This window comes from Burkholderia sp. Ac-20392 (assembly GCF_017104585.1).
In the GTDB taxonomy this organism is placed as follows: Bacteria; Pseudomonadota; Gammaproteobacteria; order Burkholderiales; family Burkholderiaceae; genus Burkholderia; species Burkholderia lata.
Genome location: NZ_JAAGPB010000593.1, coordinates 1 through 4,531, shown reverse-complemented (window position 1 = coordinate 4,531; position 4,531 = coordinate 1). Strand labels below are relative to the sequence as shown.

The following is a 4,531-nucleotide window of genomic DNA, read 5'->3' as shown; positions in this document are numbered from 1 at the left end:
GCCGCGCCGTCGCCGATTTCGCGGATCGTCTGCAACGCGGCGGCCAGGTCGGCGCCGTCGTCCGCGAGCACCGGTGTGTGGGTGCCGATGTGCGACTGCCGCGCCGGCGCCTGCGCGTCGGTCCGGAAGTGATCATAGAAGCGCCACGAGCGGATCCGTTCGCGCACCGCGATCATCTCGGGCGCGCCGGTCGGATCGGCGAATTCGGTCATCATGCTGTCGAAGCTGGCCACCGGCTGCGGAATCGTCTGCCAGTCGCCCGATGCGGTGCGCGCGCGGATCTGCGCGCCCTGCCGGTCGACCAGCAGCGTCGACGGGCGCAACATCGCGCTGCCCCAGATGCACTCGCGCTTGACCACCGGGTCGAGCGAGAACTGCGTCGCATCGTTCTTCACCGGCATGCCGAGATCGATCGCATAGCCGAAATCGTCGCAGGCGAAGCCGAGCTTCAGGCTCACGGGCCCCTTGCGCACCGTGCCGGTCACCGGTGTGTCGCCGTCCAGCATCGCCCGCGAGAAACGCTCGGGGCCGGCCCACAGCGTCGACGGCAACCCGCCTTCGCGGGCGAGCGACGGGATCACGCGCCCCTGCGCGGTGTCGGCGAGCAGCCGCAGTGCGCGGTACACGCTCGACTTGCCGCTGCCGTTCGGCCCCGTGACGACGTTGAGTGCCGCAAGCGGCACGATCAGCTCGCGCAGCGAGCGGTAATTGGCAATGGCAAGCGTTTTGAGCGCGGTCATGACGTTGGAGGAGGCATGCGGGCCGCTGTCAGCGGCCTTCGGCGGTCTGCGGGTCGGCCGCGGTATTGGCCGCCGTACTGGCGGCAGGCGACCGCGCGTGCGGCCGTTCGGGATTCGGCGCGTCCGGCGCGGATTCGTGCGGATACAGTTCCATCCGGCTGCGCGGCAGGCATTGCGGATAGCGGTCCTGCAGGCAGGCGATCAGTCCTTCGCGCACGCGGCAGCGCAGGTCCCAGCACGACGACGCATCGGCCGCGCTGACGAGCACGCGCAACTGCATCGTGCGTTCCGTCGCGTCGGTCACCTGCAGCACCTGCACGCGGCCATCCCATTCGGGGGCCGCGTGGACGAGCCGCGCAAGTTCTTCGCGCAGCGGCGCGAGCGGCGTGCGGTAATCGACCGACAGATAGACCGTGCCGATGATTTCCGAGCTGCTGCGCGTCCAGTTCGTGAACGGGTTCTCGATGATCCATTGCAGCGGCACGACGAGGCGCCGCTGGTCCCACAGCCGCACCGACACGAACGAGCCGGTGATTTCCTCGATGCGCCCCCACTCGCCCTGGATCACGACCACGTCGTCGAGCCGGATCGGCTGCGTGAGCGCGATCTGCAGCCCGGCGATCAGGTTGCCGAGCACCGGCCGCGCGGCGATACCGGCGACCAGCCCCGCGACGCCGGCCGACGCCAGCAGGCTCGCGCCGACCTGGCGCACGTTCGGGAACGTCATCAGCGCGGCGCCGGTGCCGATGATCACGATCAGCACCATCACGGTCCGCACGAGCACCCTGGCCTGCGTATGGATGCGCCGGGCCTGAAGGTTGTCGGCCGTATCGATCGGATGGGCCTGGATGATGGCGTCGCCGACGCCGGCCGCGAGCCGCACCAGCAGCCACGTGAGGGAAATGATGGAGCCGACCGCCGCCGCCGTGCGCATGCCGCGTACGAACGACATGCCGTCGTCCGCCTGGACCCACAGGAATTCGAGCGCCAGCAGCGCGAGCACGACGAGCGACGGCCTGTCGATGTAGCGCAGGATCGCGCTCATCAACGGATACGGCTGCGCGATGCGCTTGACGATGCGTGCGCCGAGACGGTGCACGACCGTGACGACCAGCAAGACGATGACGGACACGGCCAGCGTGCCAAGCCATGAATGCAGCGGCGCATCGGTGATGCGCTGCAGTTCCTCAATTGAAATCATCGGCGCCCGTGGGTGATGAGGCGCGCACGCCTCGTCCTGGATGCGTCGGCGACATCCGGGCCACGCGCGGGCCCGGACACGGCGTCAGGTCAGTTGCCGCTCCTGCAGGGAAACGCCTTGCCGAGACCGAGCGACACCGCGGTGCTCGCGTTGTAGTCGGCCAGCTTCGGATTCTCCGCGATGTACTTGCGCACCGCGTCGGTCATCTGCTGCGCCCGGATGTCGGGCGGCAGGCAGAAATACTGGCCGACCCGCGGCCCCGTCGTGCCGCCGATCGCGTCGATGGTGTTGTAGACGCCGTCGGCGGCGCCTTCGATGTAGGCCGCGCACGACGCCCGCGACTTGACGTCCGTCTTCGCGCACAGCCGGTCGAGATCAGCGCCCGTGAAAGCCGCCGCCGACAACGGCACGGCAAACGCCGCGGCACAAAACATTGCGCGCAACATGGTGTTCCTTATGTCAATGCGGCCCGAGACCGCCTGCTGCCTTGGCCGGCGCGGCGCCGGGACGCCCTGCTCCGGCCGGAATCCGGCCGGGCGGGCACCGGCTGCCGCACCGAAAACCGTCATTTTGCACTCTTTTGTGCATCTGCCGGCGTCGAGGCCCCGATGCGCGTCGTCCGCTTGCTCAGGATCGCGATCGCGTCGGGCGCGTTGTAGTGCTTCGCGAATTCGAGCGCGGTGATGCCGAGCTGGTTCTTCACCTGCGGATCGGCGCCCTGGTCGAGCAGCAGCGTGACCGTCGACGGATGGTTGCCGCGTGCGGCCATCATCAGCGGCGTCGTGCCGTTCGGCGATGCGGTATCGATATACGCGTCGTGGTCGAGCAGCAGCTTCACCACGGCGTCCTGGCCGTTGGTCGCCGCGTAGTGCAGCGGCGCCCAGCCCTTCTTGCTGACTTCCGCGCCCTTGTCGATCAGCAGCTTCGCGAGGCCGACGTCGCCGTTCAGCGACGCGAGCATCAGCGCGTTTTCGCCGGCCTTGTCTTCCTTCTCGAGGTCGACGTTCGGCGTCGCGGCGAGCGCCGCCGCAACCTTGTCGGACTTCTCGCGCGCGGCGATCACGATCAGCGGGTCGCCGTTCGGCGCGATCGTGTTCGGGTCGAGCTTGCCGCTCTTGAGCTGCTGGCCGATGTCGGCGATGTCGTCGAACTTGACGGCCTTGACGATCGCATCGAGCGATTCGGCATGCGCGCCGGCTGCCGCGAACAGGCCGCTCGCGACGAGTGCGGCGGCAACGAGTGCACGTTTCGGCAGATGATTGGTCGGCTTCGTCATTGTTGTGGGCTCCTTCCCTGGGTTGTCGGCTGCGCGCACGTCGTTAGCGGGCGATCTTGAACAGCCGGAAAAAGTTCTGCGTCGTCGCATCGGCGAGCGCCTCGACGGCGATCCCGCGCTCGGATGCGATAAAGCGTCCGACATGGCTGACGTACGCAGGTTCATTCGGCTTGCCGCGATACGGCACCGGCGCGAGGTACGGCGAGTCGGTCTCGATCAGCAGCCGGTCGAGCGGCACGCGCCGCGCGACGTCCTGCACGTCGGTCGCGTTCTTGAACGTGACGATGCCCGACAGCGAGATATGGAAGTTCTGCGCGAGCGCCTGCTCGGCCACCGGCCACGGCTCGGTGAAGCAGTGCATCACGCCGCCCGGCACGTCCGCGCGCTCCTCGGCCATGATCCGCAGCGTGTCTTCCGACGACGAGCGCGTGTGGATGATCAGCGGCTTCATCGTCGCGGTCGCCGCGCGGATATGCGTGCGAAAGCGTTCGCGCTGCCATTCCATGTCGTCGATCGAGCGGCCTTCGAGGCGGTAGTAGTCGAGGCCCGTTTCGCCGATCGCGACGACCTTCGGGTGCGCGGCCAGCTCGACGAGCTCCGCGAGCGTCGGCTCGTGCATGTCCTCGTGATCGGGATGCACGCCGACCGACGCATAGACGTTGTCATGCGCGTCCGCGATCGCAAGAACCTCCGGCAGCGTCTCGAAATCGACCGACACGCACAGCGCGTGCGTGACGTCATGCTCGCGCATGTTCTCGAGAACGGCCGGCAGGCGGTCGGCCAGGCCCTTGAAATTGATGTGGCAGTGAGAGTCGACGAACATCGTGTTTCCTGAATACGTAAGGCGGGCGCTCATGCGCGCGCCGGCATGCGGCAACGGGCGGCGTTCGCGGGCCGGACGGCCACGGTCGCGTCGCGACGTGGGCCGGTCATCGTTTCGCAACCCACACGAAACAATGCCGGATCACGCGAATATTTCCCGGTATCCGAGAAACAATTCCTCGAATACGAGCCGCGCGTTGAGCGGATGATTCTCGACCGTCCGCTGCCGCGTCACGGCCTTCATGAAGCGGGCGAACGCATTCGCATCGACCGCTTCCGCACAACGCGCGAGCGCCGCCGCGTGCGTCGGGAAGTAGCGCGGCGCGCCCGCCATGCGTTGTGCGAGCAGGTCGTACAGCCAGCGTTGCAGCCAGCCGAGCACCAGCGGCACCGGCAGTTTCTGCAGCGTCTCGCCGCACGCGAACGGGTCGCACGCCGCACCGGCCGCAAGCTGCCCGAGCGTGTAGTCGCGCAGCGGGCGGTTCTCGTCGA

The 4,531-nt window shown here is 68.0% G+C and carries 5 protein-coding genes and 1 pseudogene; all 6 read right to left on the bottom strand.

Annotation, left to right across the window (positions count from 1 at the left end; all coding sequences use genetic code 11):
• On the bottom strand, positions 1–740 hold a 740-nt coding region (locus G3N99_RS35135; protein ID WP_206124659.1), incomplete at its 3' end, for an AAA family ATPase.
• A 28-nt stretch (positions 741–768) separates the two neighbouring features.
• A complete protein-coding gene (locus tag G3N99_RS35130; protein ID WP_206124658.1) occupies positions 769–1,941 on the bottom strand; it encodes a mechanosensitive ion channel domain-containing protein in 1,173 nt (390 codons plus the stop codon).
• 89 nt (positions 1,942–2,030) lie between these two features.
• A complete protein-coding gene (locus tag G3N99_RS35125) occupies positions 2,031–2,387 on the bottom strand; it encodes a Rap1a/Tai family immunity protein (protein ID WP_006485939.1) in 357 nt (118 codons plus the stop codon).
• A gap of 119 nt (positions 2,388–2,506) precedes the next feature.
• A complete protein-coding gene (locus tag G3N99_RS35120; RefSeq protein WP_174941167.1) occupies positions 2,507–3,217 on the bottom strand; it encodes an ankyrin repeat domain-containing protein in 711 nt (236 codons plus the stop codon).
• 43 nt (positions 3,218–3,260) lie between these two features.
• On the bottom strand, positions 3,261–4,040 hold the full coding sequence (locus G3N99_RS35115) for a TatD family hydrolase (protein ID WP_069248154.1): 780 nt from the start codon (positions 4,038–4,040) through the stop codon (positions 3,261–3,263).
• A gap of 141 nt (positions 4,041–4,181) precedes the next feature.
• Positions 4,182–4,531, bottom strand: a pseudogene (locus tag G3N99_RS35110) (DNA polymerase III subunit delta'); the annotation flags it as partial.